Raw genomic sequence first — 357 nt, forward strand, 5'->3', positions numbered from 1 at the left:
CGCCATTTTCCCGCTGGAGCCGCAGCGGTTCTTCGTCACGGACCGGGATCTGGACTTCAGCCTGGTCGCGGTGGCCGAGCGGGGCGCTCAGGGTGAGACTCTCTCGTCGTTCGGTCGGCTGGTCCTCAGCGAAGCGCAGGGGAAGGTCGTCGTCGGGGAGTTCGTCAACATCGTTCAGCACCCCAGGGGGGAGCCAAAGCAGATCGCGCTGCGCGAGAATCAGGTCGTCGACGTGCTGGACGATTTCCTGCACTACGAGTCGGACACCCGTGAGGGATCGTCGGGCTCCGCGGTCTTCAATGACCAGTGGGAGGTCGTCGCACTGCACCACTCGTCGATCCCGAAGACGGACGCAGA

General features: G+C 64.7%; 1 protein-coding gene. It reads left to right on the plus strand.

From position 1 onward, the window contains the following. Positions 1–357: S1 family peptidase (locus TN53_RS43115; RefSeq protein ID WP_046264388.1), on the plus strand; the 357-nt coding region annotated here is incomplete at both ends.

The sequence above is a fragment of the Streptomyces sp. WM6386 genome (assembly GCF_000972385.1).
In the GTDB taxonomy this organism is placed as follows: domain Bacteria; phylum Actinomycetota; class Actinomycetes; order Streptomycetales; family Streptomycetaceae; genus Streptomyces.